Consider the following 17,239-nt stretch of genomic DNA (forward strand, 5'->3'; position numbering starts at 1 on the left):
GAGAGGGAGGAATACCGGTATGGCCTTGTATAACAATCATCTGGGCAATCGCGCAGCCAAGTACGCACGGAATACGGTTATAGTCGTCCTCCTTCTGCTGTTTGCTCTCGCGACTTTGTTCCCGATTTATTTCATGATCATGTCCTCCTTCGGCGATCCGATCGAGGCGGGCGCGGTCAGCTACTCCTTATGGCCGGGCAAAATATCGCTGGAATCGTACAAGTTTTTCTTCGAATTCAGCGAGCACTCCTACCGCTGGCTGCTCAACTCGCTTATTGTGGCGACCGCGGTCATGGTGTCGAACGTGGTGTTCGCGACCACGGCGGGCTACGCGTTCTCCAAGATCAGCTTCAAGGGACGCGGTCTTCTGTTTGCGGTGCTGCTTGCGGCGATGATGATTCCTTATCAGGTGACGCAGGTGCCGCTGTATATTTTGATCGTGAACATTTTCGAGATTCAGAATACGTACCAGGCGCTTATTCTGCCTTCCATCGTGACGGTGTATAACATCTTCCTCGCGAAGCAGTTCATGGGCTCCATTCCCGGGGAAATTCTGGAGAGCGCCAAGGTGGAGGGCGCGAATCAGCTCAAAATATTAACCACGATTATATTGCCGCTGTCCAAGACGGTCATGGCCGTGATGGCGATCCTGACGTTTATGGATACATGGAACACGTTCTTCTGGCCGTTCCTCGTGACGAACACGATGGATATGCAGACAATCCAGGTTGGCCTAAAAAACTTCCGCTTTGCCAACACAACTTATTTTGCACCGATGATGGCGGGTGCAACCATCTCGGCGGTGCCGATGTTCATTCTGTTCTTTAGCCTCCAGCGTTACTTCCTTGAGGGCGTAACGGTGGGAGCGGTGAAGGGGTAACACCTGACCTCGATGTCAGGCGGGTTTCGACAGGCGGCTGAAGGTCCGACAGTCTGGAGATGGCTGGACCCCGGCGGACCGCAGACCGCTTATGCGCGCCAGCCCGCCGGATTTGGGGGGCTTTCCCGTTCGAGAGCGTTCGCTTGAGCTGTTAAAGCCGCTTCATTGAAAAGCGAGGCAACTACCTCCCTCTAGCTGCGGCCGACCCGTTATCGGGAGACCGTGGGCGGAGGGAGGTTTCTTGTGTAACAACGAGAGGAGGAAGCTGGATGTTAGCGGTTTGGGAAGACCGTTACAAGACGGAGACCATTGCTTTGTGGAATAAGGAAGCGGTGAAGGACGGCTACAAGGAGATGAACGAGGCGCTTTTTTCGACGGTGTTTTTGGATAACGCTTACTTCGATGGGGGGTGCACGTTCGTCTGGCTGGAGGAGGGGCGCGTTGTGGGCTTCGCGTGCGGCTGCACGGGGGATGACCTGCCTCTGGGGGATGCTGCGGGATATATCACCTGTATCGTGCTGGAGGCGGGTTATGCCAGCGAGGGGACCTATGCTTCGTTGCTGGGCGCAATGGAGGAGCGGTTCAAGGAGCTTGGGAGGAAGCAGGGGGACGTGCTGTTCTTCAACCCGATGCAGCTCCCTTGGTATATTCCAGGGACGGATCGCCACGAGCATAACAATGCGCCGGGGGTGCCCCGCGGGAGCGCGCTGCACGGCTTTCTTCTTCAGCAGGGGTATGCGGAGCGGGCGACGCAGTGCGCGATGTATCTGAAGCTTGGCGATTTCCGCGTGCCGGAGAGCATCCTTGCGAAGGAAGAGAAGGCGGCGGCGCAGGGCTACGCGGTGGAGCTGCTGGACCCTGCGAAGCATCATGGCGTGCCGACGATGCTGGAGGCGCTTGGCAATCCGCTGTGGAAGCGGGAGATCGGGCGCAGCCTGGAGGACGGGACGCCCGTCGTGATTGCGGCTCTGAACGGCGAAGCCGTCGGGTTCGCGGGGCCGGTGATTCGGCAGGCGAACGGCAGGGGGTATTTTGCCGGGATTGGGGTAAGGAGCGAGCATGAGGGGCACGGACTGGGGTCGAGCCTGTTCTTCCGCTTGTGCGAGGCGTTCCAGCGTATCGGGACGGACTATATGTCGCTGTATACGGGCAGCAACAATCCGGCTATGGGGATCTATGAGAAGGCGGGCTTTCGTACGGTCAGGACGTTCGCGATTATGAGGAAGGAGCTGGCGGAATGAAGGAGAGGGAACCGGTTACGATTCTGGGCATTGGCGCCCATGTGGGGGATATGGAGCTTGTGGCGGGAGGCGTGATGGCCAGCCACTTCCTGAAGGGCGACAAGATCGCGACGCTGGCATTGACGGCGGGTGAGCGAGGTGTGCCGGCGGGACGGGACAAGGAGGAGTACCGCGAGCAGAAGGTGCGGGAGGCGCATACGTTCGCCGGCATGCTGGGCGGCGAGGCTTACGTGCTGGACTACGAGGATGGCGAGGTGCCGGACGATGGGGAGATCCGGATGCGCGTTGCGGATGTCATTCGGCTCGTGAAGCCGAACATCATCATTACGCATCACTGCAATAGCATGCACAAGGACCATGCCGCGACGCATCGGATTGTGAACGATGCCCGGTATTTTGCGGCGATTCCGACGTTCGAGCGGGAGCTCCCGGCTCATTTTGCCGCTAAGCTGTATTATGGGGAGAACTGGGAGGATGCGGTTGGCTATGTCCCGTACGTGTACGTGGACTTCGACCAGCAGGCGTTCGATCTGTGGATCGAGGCGCTGTCGACGCATTGGTTCGTGACGGGCAGCAAGTCGTTCAACTATATGGACTACTATAAGTCGCTTGCTCGGGTGAGAGGGCTGGAGGCGCGCAAGGAGTACGCGGAGACGTTCATGGTAGCGCCGGAGAGCATGAAGCTTCGGCAGTCGGAGCTGTAGGAGCCGGGAAGAGGAGCGTGCGGGGAGAGCCAGAGGTACGCAATGGTGATGGCGTGAGCGATGGCACAGGTGAGTGCGACGGTACATGGGAGTGCGGATGCGAGTGGAAATGCGAGTGCGAATGCGACGGCGTGAGCGACAGTACAGGCGAGTGCGACGGTACATGGGAGTGCGGATGTGACGGCGTGAGCGACTGTACAGGCGAGTGTGACGGTACATGGGAGTGCGGATGTGAGTAGAAATGCGAGTGCGACGGCGCATGGAAGTGCGAAGACCTCCCCCTCTCCCCTCGCGCGCGTATCAGTGGATAGTGGGATGTAGAGGAGGTGCAAGGCTGATGGTCAGGAATGGTATTGACAATATAGAGGCATATTCCAGTCTGTTCAAAGGCAAGCGGCTCGGTCTCATTACGTCACCGACGGGACTTGCGGCGGATTTCCGCTCGACGATTGACATCCTGCATGAGCGATTCGGGCTTGCGGCGATGTTCTCGCCGGAGCACGGCGTAAGAGGCGATCTGGCGGCGGGCGCCTTGGTGGACACCTACAGGGATTCGGCGACGGGCGTGCCAGTCTACAGCCTATACAGGAAGGATGCCAAGCGGCTGACACAGGAGATGCTGGACGCGGTGGATATGGTCGTCTATGATATTCAGGATGTAGGCACACGTTATTATACATTTATATACACGATGCTGTATGCGCTGGAGGACTGCGCGAAGGCGGGCAAGCCGTTTGTGGTGCTGGACCGGCTGAACCCGCTGGACGGCGTAACGGTGGAGGGCAATGTGCTGAAGGAGGGGTTCGCATCCTTCGTCGGTAATTACCCGCTGGCGGTGCGTTATGGATTGACGGCGGGCGAGGTGGCGACAATGGCGAACGCGGAGCAGGGCTGGGGCGCAGAGCTGCATGTTGTGCCCTGCATCGGCTGGTCGAGGGAGCTGACGTTCTCGCAGCTGGGTCGACCGTGGATTCCGCCGTCAATGGGCATTCCGCGGTTTCATACGGCGCTGCTCTATCCTGGTACGTGCCTGTTCGAGGGCACGAATCTGTCGGAGGGGCGAGGCACAACGGCTCCTTTCGAGCTGATTGGCGCGCCGTTCGTGGATGCGGAGCTGCTGGCGGGTGAGATGAACGCGAAGGGGCTGACGGGCGTTTATTTCCGCCCCGCGTACTTCAAGCCGACGTTCTCGAAGCATGAGGGCGAGCTCTGCCGCGGCGTCTACATTCATGTGCTGGACGAGCGCGCGCTGCAGCCAGTCGAGCTAGGCGTGGAGCTGCTGTTCACGGTGAAGCGGCTGTTCGGCGAGGAGTTCTCGTTCCTGCCGCCGGTCCGCGAGAACGGCCGGCCGTTCATCGACCTGCTGTGCGGAGACAGCGTCTACCGTGACGAGGCGGTCGATGTGCCGGAGCTGCTGGAGCGCTTCCGCGAGGAGAGCCGCCTTTTCGCGGAGCGGAAGCGGGTCTTTCATTTGTATTAAGCGTGGACGGCGAGCAGATTGAACGATTTTTCGTTCAAAAGTAGCTCGGGGGCTCCTCGATGCGAGCAAATTGAACGAAAAATCGTTCAAATGGTGCTGGGGAGCACCTCGATGCGAGCAAATTGAACGAAAAATCGTTCAAAAGTAGCTCAGGGGCACCCCGATGAGAGCGAATTGAACGAAAAATCGTTCAAAAGGTGCTGGGGAGCGTCCCGACGCGAGCAGTTGCACATCCAACAGGCTGGAGTGGTGAGAAATGAAGATGGTTGCGGGGCTGGACGGCGGCGGCACGAAGACGACGGTGACATTGGCTGACGAAAGCGGTGTGGTGCGGCATTTGTTCTCCGCGGGGCCTCTGAATGTGAATGGGCAGGACGCAGAGAGTGTACATCGGACGGTGGCGGACATATGCGCGGAGATCGATGGAGCCAGTCCAGGTGGCATTGGGGAGTGTGCCGCTTTATGCGTGGGTGCTGCCGGTATCAGTAATCCAGCGGTGAGCGGGCTGCTGACGGCCGGACTAAGGGCTGGCGGGTTTGCGGGAGAGCTGGTGCTGGTTGGCGATCATGTGACCGCGCTAAGCGGCGCGCTGGAAGGAGGGCCGGGTGCGATTGTCATCGCGGGCACGGGCTCTATTGCGTATGGCAGGAACGGAAGCGGACAGACGCATCGGGCTGGCGGCTTCGGCCATCTCATTGATGATGGCGGAAGCGGCTATAGCCTGGGGCGAGATCTGCTGGCGGCCGTCGTGCGTTCGTCTGATGGACGGGAGGAGCCGACCGTTATGGCCGACCTTGTTTACCGCGAGCTCGATATAAGCTCAATGCCGGAGCTGATCGGCTTTGTCTATGACAAGAGCCGAGGCAAAAAGGAGATTGCCGCGCTTGCTCCCCTTGTATTCCAGGCGTGCGAGTCGGGCGACTTGGCTGCGCTTCGGATTGTCCGCGACAATGCGGACGCTCTGGCGGCGACGGCTTCGGCCGTTGTGAGCCGCTTGGCGCTGCAGAGTGGTGAGCTAGCCTTGCTGGGAAGCGTGCTGACAATGAGCCAGCGCATGCGTGATGCATTCCAGGAGCGAATGAGTTGGCGCGAGCCTCTGGTGCGATGCATCGAGCCCAAGCGGGATACCTCCTACGGTGCGGTGCTGCTGGCGCTGAAGGCGCTTCGCGGCTGAATGGGGATTTATTTTGGGATGGGAAAAGGTGATGGGAAATCGTTGAACTTCGGAAGGTGGTGTGTTGAAGATGCTACAGTGGGTGATGGATCAACCGTTGCTATATGCGGTAGGGCTGATGTCGGGCACCTCGCTTGATGGCGTCGATGCTGCCGTTGTGCGTATCGAGGGGAGTGGTCCGGATACCAAGGTGGGGCTCGTCCACTATTACTCCAGGCCTTATGATCAGGAGCTGCGCGCCAGGCTGAAGGAGCTGTGCGACCCGCGGTCATCGGATGTGTCACGGATCTGCGGCATGAACGCTTATATGGCAGAAGTGTTCGCGGCGGCGACGATAGAGGCGGTGCGCGAGGCGGGGCTGTCTATGTCCGATATTGCTTTCGTCAGCTCGCACGGACAGACAATCTGGCATATGCCAGAAGGTGCAGAGGGTGACCCGTATCTCATACGCTCCACCCTTCAGATCGGAGATCTCTCCATCCTTGCCAAAAAAACAGGAAAGCTCACGGTCGGTGACTTCCGGCCTGCCGATATGGCGGTTGGCGGCCAAGGCGCGCCGCTGGTGCCTTATGGCGATCTTATCCTATTCCGCCACCCGTCGAAGGGACGCATGCTCCAGAACATCGGAGGTATCGGCAATTGTACGGTGCTTCCGCCAAACGCCGGGATCGACGATCTGTTTGCGTTCGATACCGGTCCCGGCAACATGATTATTGATCAAGTTGTGCAGACGCTGAGTGACGGGGAGATGAGCTATGACGCGAACGGCGCATGGGCGGCGCTTGGCAGGCCGGACGCGGAGCTGTTGGCTAGCCTGCTTTCGCATCCTTATTTTAAGGGAGCGCCGCCGAAATCGACGGGGCGGGAGCTGTTCGGCGCGGCCTATACGACCGAGCTGCTTGCGCAGGCGTCGGAGCGTGGCTTGGCGGCCGCTGACATTGTCGCTACGGCGACCGCTTTGACGGCGCATACAATCGCAGATGCCTGCCGTGAGTTGGTCCTCCCGCGCTGCCGCGTTGATGAGGTAATCGTAAGCGGCGGCGGTGCGCATAACGCGACCTTGCTTCGCATGCTGGGGGAGCTGCTCCCCCAGCAGAGGCTGATGACTTCCGGCGAGCTCGGCTTGGCGGACGACGCGAAGGAGGCGGTTATTTTTGCGTTGCTGGGCCATGACTTCCTGCGCGGTATCCCGAACAACGTCCCCGCCGCAACCGGCGCTGACTGCAGAACGGTGATGGGCAAGCTGGCGCTGCCTTGAGGTCGGGATCAACCTATTCATGGAGGCGCCCGACGTCGCTGATCGTATTCGCCTTGTGCATGATTTGTCGCTGTATTAGCCGACCGCTACTATTACGCTTGTAATGAATAGCACCAACGCTATGGGCGCCCAAATGATACGTTCCCATTTGCTTCTTGTGATTGTGTTAAGTACAATGTTCAACGCCAAGAAGCCTACAACGAACCAGATCGCTGCACTCGCGAAAGAATGCCACTCCGACCAAATGATTCCTGACTTGCTCAAGACGATGGAGGCAAACAAGGCCAGAATGAGAACCTGAATCAGAGCCGAAACTCTCATCGCCGGTGGAAGCTTTCCTGGGTATTTCCCACCCATTGCAGCGCTTCCCCAAGGAGCTCCTGCAGCCAATGCAAGTTGGAAGATAACTACAATTCCGATGAATGCCGAAAACAAGATTGCGGCTACGATCATGGGGAGTATTGCTCCTTTTCGATTTTAAGAAAATTATACCATGATATCTTATTCTGCTGTATACACAGCAAATAGCTGAGGGCTCTAGCTTATGTGCCTCTGTATCGATAATGCTTTCGTAAGCGGGGGCGGAGCGCATAACGCGCCCTTGCTTCGCATGCTCGGGGAGCTGCTCCTCGAACAGAAGCTGATGACATCCGGCGAGCTCGGCTTGGCGGACAACAACGCGAAGGAGGCGTTTATTTTTGCGTTGCTGGGCCATGACTTCCTGCGCGGTATCCCGAACAACGTCCCCGCCGCAACCGGCGCTGACCGCAGAACCGTGATGGGCAAGCTGGCGCTGCCTTGATAGGTAACTAACCAAGCACAAGCAGGCTGTCGACTGGATCGGCAGCCTGCTTGTGCTTTTTGTTGCACGCAACTTCGTTGTACGGTAACTTCGTTGCACTCCAGCTTCGCTGTACGCTAACTTCGCTTCGCGCTATTCGCTGCTTGCCTACCGTTGACCTAAGCGCGGCGCCCTACCTATGCTGGAGTAGGCATGCTCCTCGATAGTTCCTGTTAACTCGATACATGCTGTTACGTGGGGGCCTGGCTTTTCAATACATATGGTTTCAGTACCGACCTGCATAACATACAATTAATTTCCTCGAAAATTCATCAATATCGCCCAGGATACTCCCGTCTTCTATAAGCGGGGGAGGAATGGGCGTTCGGCGTTAGCCGGAATGATATTTGGTGTGTTCTTGTTCTCCCTACTATGCTAAAATTAGTATAGTGAGGAGGCGAACGTATGATCGTTACCGTGACGGCGAAAATCAAAATCAAACCGTCAGAAAGTCAAATGATGGCCCTGCAACAAACGATGATCGCTTATCGTCAAGGCTGTAATTTTGTCTCTGCCCTTGTGTTTGAGACGAGCGAGCGCCGGCAGTCTGCCCTGCACCGAATGACGTATCGAACCCTGCGCAGCGCGATGGGCCTGCGTTCTCAAATGGCGCAGTCGGTATTGAAAACGGTACGGGCTAAATACAAGACCATCTTGAGCAGTGGGCATGCTTGGACTCTCGTACAATTTAAGAAGCCGGAATACGATCTCGTCTGGAGACGGGATTACTCGCTAAGCGCAAAGCTATTCTCCGTCAATACGCTGCAAGGCCGCATTAAGATCCCCTTCGAAGCCAAAGGAATGGAGACCTATTTCGACGGCACATGGACATTCGGTACAGCCAAGCTGGTATGAAAAAAACAGAAGTGGTTTTTGCATATTCCAGTGTCTAAGGAAATGGCCTCTCCTGAGCTTAAGGAGATTGAACACGTTGCAGGGATTGATCTGGGCATCAACTTTGTAGCTACGGTGTATGACACCGAGGGGAGAACGCTGTTTTTTCGGGGAAGGGGACTGAAACACAAACGAGCCAACTACCAACGATTGCGTTCCGAGCTGCAACGCAAACAAACGGCTTCGTCCCGCCGCAGGCTGAAGCAAATCGGAGAACGAGAAAACCGTTGGATGACCGATGTGAACCATCAGGTCAGTAAGGCACTCGTTACCCGATATGGGGCGAATACGCTGTTTGTGCTGGAGGATCTGACAGGGATCCGCCGCAGGGCGGAAAAGTCAAAGCTGAAGTATCGGTATGTGACGGTATCGTGGGCGTTCTATCAGCTGCGTCAGATGGTGACGTATAAGGCGAAGCTTGCAGGATCGATGGTGATAGCCGTGGATCCGAAGCACACTTCGCAAGCGTGTCCCCTATGCCGCCACACGGCCAAAGAAAACCGGGATAAACGCAGGCATCGCTTTCGTTGCCAGGCATGCGGATATACAAGCAATGATGACCGGATCGGCGCCATGAATCTCTGTCTGAAGGGAAGAGAGTACCTTCTTGAAGGTGCAGGCTTAGCATGCCTAGGCTTGCAGGGCAGCTGTCAATCTGCCCATTGGTAGGCGAAGGCTTACTCGAGGATGTAACACCACGTTCTTCGGAACGCCAAAAGATCGGAGTCGCAAGACGTTCGTACGATCGGGTCGTTACAAGCTTCCACTTCAAACGTTAGTTAAGTGGGGGTCATTGACTTTGGCCAATGTTAACTGCAGAACGCGTACATGTAAATCTAAGGTTTGTGGGAAAAAACGGGTGTTTGACACGTATAAGTGTAGGTTTTGCAGGTCATTCTCGCATTCGCCAACTTGTAACACTGGTTGCTGGAGCTCACTGAAAAAATAGACGTGCCAGAAACGTCTAAATGTGCTGTGGAGATTGGTTTGACGGCTGGGGAGGTGCTTTGGAGGGGAGCTGCTACTTCTTGCGGATGGAGGCGAATAACGTTGGGATTAGTGGGAACCTTAAGGAAAAAACAGGAGTTGCACCCACTATGAATCTGCTTGAACTGTTCAAAGACGCTATGCAAGCGTTCAAAGATAAGGAAAAAACACCGCTTCATGTCGGTGAGGTGATGAATCTCTGGTTCTACCTGACGGCAACGGAACAGACGCTTCGAGGGGAGCAGGTGTCGTTGAATACGGTTCAAGACGCTGACCTGAAGACCAAGATTGAGGATGTTATCCAGCATGTCCATAACCCCATTCGTACGGAGTTGAAGGAGTTTCTGAGACAAGAAGGCGTGCCTCTGCCGAAGGCTACCCCGGACAAGTCGCTGGGAGACTTTCGTACCATACCGGAAAGCGCTAAGCTGACAGACGAGGAGATTGCCAATCTGCTCGTTTATAATTTGGTGCTGGGCATTAATTCCGCCTGCCGCGGCATGACGGAGGCAGTCCGGCCGGATGTGGGCGTCATGTTCGCGGGCTTCCAGATGAAGAAGGCGGCGTTCTCTATGACGCTTAGAGGGCTGATGATCGAGAAGGGGTGGCTGCTGATGCCCCCTTATTATTACCAGCAAGCGCCAGTCGCGCAGCCTTAACGCTCATAAGGCGGTGAATCGCCGCCGGCATCCTTGGACGTCATGCCCTGGCGGGTAACGACGTAAGTGAACCATCGGCTGCCCTCCTCGCTGCCTTCCTTGCTCCAGCGCTCACGGAAGGTCACTTCATATTCCTCGGTGCCTGTTCGGACAACCGTCGTTTCCTTCGTAATCGTGAAGCCGTTCACCTCGGTTTGGGAGGAGCCTGCTTGCTTGGGGAACATGTCGGTAACGGTGCCTTTCCCGGAGGTGGCGAAGGCGACGGCATCCTCTGCTGTGAACGGCGCTTGCTGAGGCGGTCCGTCTCCCATGTTGGAGAACAAGCCTAGGCCAATGATAACCATAACAGGAAGCGCTAGAGTGATGAGCATAGCCGGCCTCCGCCCGCCTCTAGCGAACTGTGCCTGCAGCAGCTTATCCCAGCCGAAGAAGAGCAAGGCTCCAGCCGCGCATGAGAGGGTGAAGCCTGACGAGCCGAAGGGCAGCGCGAACAATACGCCGCTAAGGACATGGCCCACGCCTGACAGAACCGAGCGAGCGACGCTGCCCTTCACTCTGCGGGTGAGCCATTCCATCATGAAGGAGACGAGCGAGCCGTAGATCAGCACAATGGGAAATACATATAAGCTGATGAACGAGATCCATTGCATCAGCTCGTCGAACCTTGGCAGGAGCTCCGAATGTGCCGCGCCCGTCAAAAGCAGCGAATAATAGATCACGATGGCAAAGGACGTTATATACGCGCTGAGCGCTTTGCGTAAGAGCATGCGGGGAGTGGTCCTCCTTTGTTTGACACCGTATATCACCATGAATAATAAAAGCCGCGCAGCGGAATCCATTCCGGTCTGTGCGGCTTATTCTGGCTGGGGCCTATTCTTCTCTGTAGTCTTGGACGATCAATTGAAGCTCGCCCGTCTCCGGATGGATCACAAAGCCGTGAACCGGAACGTCCTTCGGGAACAGCGGGTGATTGCGAATAAGGCGAACGCTGTCCATGACGCCCTCTTCAGGGCTGCTGAAGCCTTTCAGGAACTTATCCATGCGTATGCCCGCGCTCTCCAGCGTCTCAACCGCTTTAGGATCCACGCCGTGCTGGCTGAATTTCTCGACCATGCTTGAGGAATCCAGATTTGTCATGCCGCAGCCGTGATGGCCAATGACAAGCACCTCGCGAGCGCCAAGCTCGTATACCGCGACCAGAATGCTGCGCATTGCGCTGCCGAATGGCTGCGTCAGGATCGCGCCAGCGTTCTTGATAAACTTTGCGTCGCCATTGCGAAGATTAAGCGCTTTGGGCAGCAGCTCCACCAGTCGGGTGTCCATGCAGGTGAGAATCGCGAGCTTCTTCTCCGGGAACTTGTCCGTCAGGTAAGTCTCATATTGCTTCTCTTCAACAAATTGCTTATTAAACGACAACAGCTCAGATACGATAGACATTAGTGAAACTCCTCCTTATCCAATAGGCAAACCGTTGTTTCAAACTCTTTTTTTATATTATTCACATAATGAGCGCCGCCGTCAATTCAAAAAACGTTTGACATGAAACCTTTTGGTTTCATATAATCAATAAGCGAAACCATTTGGTTTCGTAATTGAGCGCATCATTTTCATAAAATATGGAGGGATCAAGATGAGTAATCAACATTCGGAGTCCGCAAGCAAATTAGATGATATTGTTAAAATAGTGACGCTGAAGGCGCCAATCGCCAAGGTGTGGGAGGCAGTGGCGACGGCTGACGGCATTGCGGCCTGGTTTATGCCCAATACGTTCGAGCCGGTGCTGGGGCATGAATTTCATTTGAATGCGGGACCATTCGGCAAGTCGCCTTGCAAGGTGCTGGAGCTGGAGCCGCCTTATCGTCTGTCGTTCTCATGGGACAGGGACTGGACGATCACGTTTCAGCTGGAGGAGACGGCCCAAGGCACGCGGTTCACGCTCACACATAGCGGCTGGGACGAAGCTACGGCAACGGCATTCGGCGAGAAGCATGCGGTTGTCCGCGAGAGAATGGCTGGCGGTTGGGTCGGCATTCTGCAGAAGCTGTCTGAGGCGGTTGAGGGGTAATGGGCGAGGCGCTTCAGAAGCATGATGTATTCCAGGCAATTGCCGATCCCACGCGGCGCAGGCTGCTTCATATGCTGAGCGAGGGAGAGATGCCGGTTACTGCGATCAGCGGCCAATTCACGATGAGCCGCACGGCGGTGTCCAAGCATCTGCGTATTCTGGCGGAGGCGGGGCTTGTGAAGGACCGCAAGGTGGGGAGAGAGACAAGGTACAGGCTGGAGCCGGAACCGCTTCGCGAGCTGGAGCGGTGGCTTGGTTATTTCGAGCGATACTGGGATAACAAGCTGATGGCGTTGAAGAGGCTAGTGGAGGATGATGGGGAGTAATGGTTGTGGAGAGACCCGTGTGCATGCGCCGCTTGGAGACAAGTGCGCACTCACACGGGTTATTGGTGTAGTCCTCTGTCCTCTACGACCTCAGTAAGCCAAGGTCGAAGGCGGGCACAAGCCCTTGCTCGGCCGCGCGCCCAAGCAGCGATTCGATCGCGCCATAGCCGTCCTCGCCCAGATCACGGCTGAAGGCATTCACGTACAGCTGGATGTGGGCTTGAGCAACGTCCAGGGACAGCTCCTGCGCATGCTCCATGACATAAGCGGACGAAGCGTCAGGGTTCGCCCACGCGTAATCCAGGGAGGCGCGAATCCAGCCGCTAATCGTCTCAGCCTCCAGCTCCAGCGAACGGCGGGCAATGATAGCCCCTAGCGGAATAGGGGAGCCGGTATCGGCTTCCCACCAAGCGCCGAGGTCCTGCAGCATATGCAAGCCATATGACTTGTAGGTAAACCGCGCCTCATGAATGACGAGGCCTGCGTCTATCCTGCCGTCTCTCACAGCAGGCATGATCTCATGGAACGGCATGATGACGATTTCGCCTATGCCGCCCGGCACCTGCTGAGCAGCCCACAGCCGGAAGAGAAGGTATGCGGTGGACCGGTCGCTTGGCACGGCGATCCGCTTGCCGGATAATGCTGCAGCGTCCATAGCGCCGTCCTTGGCCAGCACAAGCGGTCCACAGCCGCGCCCCAGCGCGCCGCCGCAAGGGAGGAGACGGTAGTTCTCCAGCACCCATGGCAGTGCGGCATATGATATTTTCATCACATCGGGACCTTCGCCGCGAGCAGCCCAATAATTCGTCATATCAATATCTGCGTAGGTGACGTCTAAGGGAGGAGCTCCCGGAAGGAGTCCATGGGCCCATGCATGGAAAATAAATGTATCGTTGGGACAAGGCGAATAGGCGATAGGCAGCGTATGGGTACGCGTGATGGTCATGTTGACGCCTCCTTACTTGATGTGATACGAGACAGCACGAAATGCGGCTTCAAGCGCCTGGAGCGCATCGCCGATTCGCCATGCGGACCGGTCTCTTGGCCCAACCGCGTTGGAGATCGCGCGCAGCTCGGTTACAGGAATGCCGAGCATAGCGGCAGCGGTGGCGACGCCGAAGCCCTCCATGCCTTCCGAGGCTGCTCCCGCAACGAGGCTGCTCCGCAGCTCGGCCGTCGCGGCGGTGCCAGTCGCTGACGATACCGTGATGACCGGCGCGCATGCAGGTTCGAGTCCGTCGCTGCGCATGGCGGCGATCAGGCGATTGTTCCACGCATGATCGGGCTCCTTACGCGCGGAGCCGAAGCCCAGCTCGTCCACGCTGAGGAAGCCCGGCGCGTCCGGCGTCTCGGCTCCCAGATCAGCGGAGACGACAGCATTGGCGATGACGAGCGAGCCGATGGCCGCTCTGCCAGGGAAGCCGCCGCCGATGCCAGCGCTGATGACAAGATCATAGGGAGCGGCGGCGCGAGCCAGCGCCAGCGCCGTGGACGCAGCTGCAGAAGCGGGCCCCACGCCGCCCGCGATGACATCAATGGCTGCGCGTGGGGCGGCCGTCGCCGATTCCGCTGCTTGGTTCAAGCGCAAGACTGGAGCCTCAGCAGCTGTCAGAGAGAGCCCGCGCAGCACCGCTTCGCGTTCCGCCTCGACCGCAGTAACGACCAGGATGCGGGGTGCAGGGCGATGGCTCGAGTCGGCGGGTTGGATGGCAGCAGCAGCTTCCGCCGCTGCTTGCCGGGAATTAGACAACGCCATATCTTGAAGCACTCCTTAACAGGTTAGTAGGATGGTGCGAGATTCGTGAGGACGGGCCCTGCCAGCGGCTAGCTAATCGCTGGAAGCTCAGAGTGGGGCAAGCGCGCCGGCAGGCGAATCTCGACGCAGGTGCCTTCGCCAGGCGAGCTGTCGAAGGTCATCGAGCCGTGATGCTCGGCAATAATCTGCTGGCAGACCATGACGCCAAGGCCGTTGCCGCTTGGCTTGCGGGTGAAGAAGGGCTCGCCGATGCGCGCCAGATCCTCCGGCAATATACCAATGCCCTGATCCATGAAGCGCAACGTCAGCTCGCTGCTGTCCGCCGGCGCGTCGATCTCGATGCGGAGCTCGCCGCCGAGTCCGCTCATGGCTTCGAGACCATTTTTGACCACGTTGACGAATACCTGCTTGAGCTGATGATCGACTCCCATAATGAGGGGAAGGGGTTCTGTAAGCTTAAGCAGTCGAAGCTGCGCCCCGCACTTCTTCGCCTCTGATTCCATTAATGTGCAGATGTCCTTCAGCAGCTCCTCTACATGCAATGTCTCCATCCGGCTTGCCGAAGGCTTGGAGAACACGAGAAACTCACTCACAATACGGTTAATCTGATCCAGCTCAGCGAGCATAAGCTCCAGATGTGCGGGCGATAGACGTCCGCCTTCCTTCTGCAGCTGCACGAATCCGTAGATGGTTGTCAGCGGATTGCGCACCTCGTGTGCGACACCCGCGGCCAGCTGTCCCACGACAGACAGCTTCTCCGAGCGACGGAGCATCTCCTCCGATTGCTTGCGGGATGTGATATTGCGTGTAATGGTGGCAATAGCTACGATTGCGCCCTCCTCATCGCGGATAGGCGAGATGGTCATGCTGACATCGATGGAATGGCCATTCTTCATACAGTGGGTGGACTCGTAATCCGTGACGGAGCCGCCGTTCTTCACATGCTCATACAGCGCGGCATGGGCAGGCGCATGCTCCGGAGGGATATGAGTCGGAATCCAGCCTACCGCTTCCTCCGAGCTCCAGCCGTAGAGCGATTCAAAAGCGGGATTAACCTGGAGCATCCGGCCTTCCAGATCGACGACATGAATAGCGTCAGATGTATGGCCGACAAAGGATTCCAGATACTGCTTCGTGCTCTCCAGCTCGCGGGCGGAAGCCTGCAGCTGAGTCGTAAATTGGTGCAGATGTATGCCCATGGAATTGACTCGGGCGGCGAGAATTCCCAGCTCGTCCTTGTTCTGAATGGAAATGGTGGCGTTGAAATTGCCGGCCGCCATTTCGTTGACCTTCTGCATAATCTGATGGATGGAACGCAGCATATATCCAGCGATAAAGTAGCTCGCAGCCATTGTAAAGAGCACGAGCCCGAGCGAAATCCAAGCATGTGTGGACAGCTGCTTGCGAAGCGGCGCCTCCAGCTCCAGCTTGTCGAACGTCACCCCGATAACATATGGCTTGTCCGCCTGAATGGGGAGGAATACCCGGAGCAGCTCCTTGCCTTGAGTCGAAAAGGTCGCAGTGCGAGCCTGGCCGCTAAGCAGCGCCTGCTGAATATCGACGGTATCTTCCGATGGATTGCGGTAGCTGTAGCTCCCGAACGGGACATCTCGAACGTCCAGATTGTAGACGGGAATGCCTTTCTTCATCTTCAGGATCGGCTTTTCGCCAAAATATTGCGGATCAAAGCCCGCGATTTCCAGCACGCTGGACTGCTGCTCCATGAGTGTGCGGATTACCTCATTGGTACCGTTGACTAGATCGTAGCTGAAGTTGTCCCCAGCGTTCACGATCGTATTTACCATATAATTGGCGCTGCCGTCATAATAGTAGCCCCACTTATTAATATCGGAAGGATCGGATGTGGCGAAATTAATAGGACCCGACCAATAATGGAGCAACGTCTGGCCGCGTCCCACGCTGACTGGCTTAAGATCGAATAGCTGATGGAAGGCCTTGTCCCAGTAGTCCCAGCTTGCTGAGCGCAAGCCGATCTCATCGGAATTGGAGGATTTAACCGACTGCACCTCGCCGTCGATTCGCTGCCAGAGCGTAAGATCGTCAAGCGCGAGCTCCTCGCTGAGGGCTCGCAGCTGTTCATTGCTAATGGTCTCGATATTCGGGCCCAGCTTCTGCAAGGCAGCCATGGCGGCTATCCAAAGCTTCTCTCCGAGCTCGGCGTCCATGGAGCTGCGCGTCTTCTCCAGCAGCTCCAGAGTCAGCACAAGCTGCTCTGCTATGGACTGGGTCTGCTGATCGAGCGCCGCCTCGTGCGCTTCCCGGGAGGAGAGCTGCGAGAACAGCATATTCAAGGCCAGGATGGCAGCCACAATGAGCGAAATGGAAAGGGAAAGCTTTGTTTTGATAGACATGATGGTTCCCCCTAGAGATGTCTGAGTTGCTACCTACAACTATTAGACAGCACAGGGGGGAAATCCTGTTTAGGACCGCTTGAAACCTTCATCCAGCAAATATTGTACGGATTCCTCGTAGGTCTCGAACGCCATCTCGACCTCCTTGCCCGCATAGACGTACCATAGATCGTCCTGGTGCAGGAGGGTGAGCCTTGCGCCGCCGGGGCCGCGCCAGAACTCTGCTCGGGCTGGCTGATGATCCGCATCGCCGTTGCTGGCTGAAGGGGCATCCTCGGTCTCCGAGGGTTCGGAGGACAGCGATTTCATGGCGCGCTCAAGGAGTGCGCGCAGCTCGTCTTCGCTGTAGTCTCGAATGTTGACGAGTCCTTTGGCGTCGGTCTCCACATCCTCCAGCAGACCGGCGTAGAGAAAGCCGTTGCCGTTCGGATGGAGATGGTAGACGACTGTTTTTTTGTCATGGACGCTGTCCTCGTAATGGAAGTTCACGCGTCCAAGCGAAACGTCCTTCCGCTGGAGCTCAGGGAAGGACGCGATAATGGCAAGCTTCTGGTCGAATGTAAGCATAGGGGAATGGTACCTCCTTGAATGTGAGCCTCCGA

17 protein-coding genes and 1 pseudogene are annotated in these 17,239 nt (G+C 57.1%); 11 read left to right on the top strand and 7 right to left on the bottom strand.

What is annotated here, in order from left to right:
• Window positions 1-19 precede the first annotated feature (19 nt).
• The 6 genes from AB1S56_RS02700 to AB1S56_RS02725 all read left to right on the top strand — a co-directional run bounded on the left by AB1S56_RS02700 (window position 20) and on the right by AB1S56_RS02725 (window position 6,737).
• Window positions 20-880, top strand: coding sequence for a carbohydrate ABC transporter permease (locus AB1S56_RS02700; RefSeq protein ID WP_340873369.1), 861 nt, complete (start codon window positions 20-22; stop codon window positions 878-880).
• 269 nt (window positions 881-1,149) lie between these two features.
• Complete coding sequence (locus AB1S56_RS02705) at window positions 1,150-2,121, top strand: GNAT family N-acetyltransferase (RefSeq protein ID WP_340873368.1); 972 nt, start codon at window positions 1,150-1,152, stop codon at window positions 2,119-2,121.
• Window positions 2,118-2,825, top strand: coding sequence for a PIG-L family deacetylase (locus tag AB1S56_RS02710; protein WP_340873367.1), 708 nt, complete (start codon window positions 2,118-2,120; stop codon window positions 2,823-2,825). Before AB1S56_RS02705 ends, AB1S56_RS02710 begins: the two co-directional genes overlap by 4 nt.
• Window positions 2,826-3,162: 337 nt before the next feature.
• Window positions 3,163-4,305 carry a DUF1343 domain-containing protein gene (locus AB1S56_RS02715; protein ID WP_340873366.1) on the top strand — a complete coding sequence of 381 codons (1,143 nt, stop codon included), beginning with the start codon at window positions 3,163-3,165 and terminating at the stop codon, window positions 4,303-4,305.
• Window positions 4,306-4,561: 256 nt separating this feature from the next.
• Window positions 4,562-5,479 carry a BadF/BadG/BcrA/BcrD ATPase family protein gene (locus AB1S56_RS02720; protein ID WP_340873365.1) on the top strand — a complete coding sequence of 306 codons (918 nt, stop codon included), beginning with the start codon at window positions 4,562-4,564 and terminating at the stop codon, window positions 5,477-5,479.
• Window positions 5,480-5,549: 70 nt separating this feature from the next.
• The gene (locus tag AB1S56_RS02725; RefSeq protein ID WP_340873364.1) at window positions 5,550-6,737 is read left to right on the top strand and encodes an anhydro-N-acetylmuramic acid kinase; all 1,188 of its coding nucleotides are present in this window, start codon (window positions 5,550-5,552) and stop codon (window positions 6,735-6,737) included.
• Window positions 6,738-6,812: 75 nt separating this feature from the next.
• Here AB1S56_RS02725 and AB1S56_RS02730 read toward each other — a convergent pair whose 3' ends face one another.
• Window positions 6,813-7,190 (bottom strand): hypothetical protein, encoded by a 378-nt coding sequence (locus AB1S56_RS02730; RefSeq protein WP_340873363.1) that lies wholly within the window; start codon window positions 7,188-7,190, stop codon window positions 6,813-6,815.
• 91 nt (window positions 7,191-7,281) lie between these two features.
• On the opposite strand from AB1S56_RS02730, the gene AB1S56_RS02735 reads away from it, so the two are divergent.
• From AB1S56_RS02735 to AB1S56_RS02745, 3 genes and pseudogenes are all read left to right on the top strand, one after another.
• Window positions 7,282-7,539, top strand: a complete 258-nt coding sequence (locus AB1S56_RS02735) for an anhydro-N-acetylmuramic acid kinase (RefSeq protein ID WP_340873362.1) — start codon at window positions 7,282-7,284, stop codon at window positions 7,537-7,539.
• Window positions 7,540-7,983: 444 nt separating this feature from the next.
• Window positions 7,984-9,141: pseudogene (locus AB1S56_RS02740) on the top strand (RNA-guided endonuclease InsQ/TnpB family protein).
• 428 nt (window positions 9,142-9,569) lie between these two features.
• Window positions 9,570-10,118, top strand: coding sequence for a DUF3231 family protein (locus AB1S56_RS02745; protein WP_340872801.1), 549 nt, complete (start codon window positions 9,570-9,572; stop codon window positions 10,116-10,118).
• On the opposite strand, the gene AB1S56_RS02750 is transcribed toward AB1S56_RS02745, so the two are convergent.
• Entirely contained in the window at window positions 10,115-10,885 is a 771-nt protein-coding gene (locus tag AB1S56_RS02750) for a hypothetical protein (protein ID WP_340872800.1), read from the bottom strand. The genes AB1S56_RS02745 and AB1S56_RS02750 overlap by 4 nt on opposite strands.
• Before the next feature lie 103 nt (window positions 10,886-10,988).
• Window positions 10,989-11,555 carry a carbonic anhydrase gene (locus tag AB1S56_RS02755; RefSeq protein WP_340872799.1) on the bottom strand — a complete coding sequence of 189 codons (567 nt, stop codon included), beginning with the start codon at window positions 11,553-11,555 and terminating at the stop codon, window positions 10,989-10,991.
• A 193-nt stretch (window positions 11,556-11,748) separates the two neighbouring features.
• On the opposite strand from AB1S56_RS02755, the gene AB1S56_RS02760 reads away from it, so the two are divergent.
• On the top strand, window positions 11,749-12,183 hold the full coding sequence (locus AB1S56_RS02760) for an SRPBCC domain-containing protein (protein ID WP_340872797.1): 435 nt from the start codon (window positions 11,749-11,751) through the stop codon (window positions 12,181-12,183).
• The gene (locus AB1S56_RS02765; RefSeq protein ID WP_340872796.1) at window positions 12,183-12,509 is read left to right on the top strand and encodes a metalloregulator ArsR/SmtB family transcription factor; all 327 of its coding nucleotides are present in this window, start codon (window positions 12,183-12,185) and stop codon (window positions 12,507-12,509) included. The genes AB1S56_RS02760 and AB1S56_RS02765 overlap by 1 nt, the downstream gene beginning before the upstream one ends.
• An 82-nt stretch (window positions 12,510-12,591) precedes the next feature.
• Here the strand turns inward: AB1S56_RS02765 and AB1S56_RS02770 are convergent, their stop codons facing one another.
• From AB1S56_RS02770 to AB1S56_RS02785, 4 genes are all read right to left on the bottom strand, one after another.
• Window positions 12,592-13,431: a 1,4-dihydroxy-6-naphthoate synthase gene (locus tag AB1S56_RS02770; RefSeq protein ID WP_340872803.1), complete on the bottom strand. Its 840-nt coding sequence runs from the start codon at window positions 13,429-13,431 to the stop codon at window positions 12,592-12,594.
• A 36-nt stretch (window positions 13,432-13,467) separates the two neighbouring features.
• On the bottom strand, window positions 13,468-14,265 hold the full coding sequence (locus AB1S56_RS02775; protein ID WP_340872794.1) for a futalosine hydrolase: 798 nt from the start codon (window positions 14,263-14,265) through the stop codon (window positions 13,468-13,470).
• Window positions 14,266-14,333: 68 nt separating this feature from the next.
• Window positions 14,334-16,637 (bottom strand): ATP-binding protein, encoded by a 2,304-nt coding sequence (locus AB1S56_RS02780; protein ID WP_340872793.1) that lies wholly within the window; start codon window positions 16,635-16,637, stop codon window positions 14,334-14,336.
• 69 nt (window positions 16,638-16,706) lie between these two features.
• Entirely contained in the window at window positions 16,707-17,204 is a 498-nt protein-coding gene (locus tag AB1S56_RS02785) for a hypothetical protein (RefSeq protein ID WP_340872792.1), read from the bottom strand.
• Window positions 17,205-17,239 lie beyond the last annotated feature (35 nt).

Source organism: Paenibacillus sp. PL2-23, assembly GCF_040834005.1.
GTDB lineage: Bacteria > Bacillota > Bacilli > Paenibacillales > Paenibacillaceae > Pristimantibacillus.